Genomic DNA, 430 nt, shown 5'->3' with positions numbered 1-430 from the left:
AGAGAATTTCCAGGTCTATGGGGTGCGCAAGGTGTGGCGGCAGTTGCAGCGCGAGGGCATCCAGGTGGCGCGCTGCACGGTCGCGCGGCTGATGCGGGAGATGGGCCTGCGCGGTGCCATCCGTGGAAAGCCGGTGAAAACCACCATTGCCGACAAGGCCTTACCCTGTCCGCTGGATCGGGTGAACCGGCAATTCCGGGCGGACAGGCCCGATCAACTGTGGCTTTCTGATTTCACGTATGTGTCCACCTGGAGCGGGTTCGTCTATGTGGCTTTCATCATCGACGCCTTTGCCCGGCGGATCGTCGGCTGGCGAGTGTCCCGGACGGCCGACGCCGGTTTTGTCCTGGATGCCCTGGAGCAGGCCCTGCACCAGCGCCGACCGAAGGGGAAATCCGGACTGGTTCACCATTCGGACCGGGGCAGCCAA

The 430-nt window shown here is 64.0% G+C and carries 1 protein-coding gene; it reads left to right on the top strand.

Annotated features, from left to right (window positions below):
* Positions 1 to 430 (top strand): IS3 family transposase (locus tag ACM9LZ_RS26030; protein WP_416622401.1); only part of this gene is annotated, 430 nt, incomplete at both ends.

Source organism: Niveispirillum fermenti (assembly GCF_048066175.1).
Classification (GTDB): Bacteria; Pseudomonadota; Alphaproteobacteria; order Azospirillales; family Azospirillaceae; genus Niveispirillum; species Niveispirillum fermenti.
This window is presented reverse-complemented; position numbering and strand designations above follow the sequence as displayed.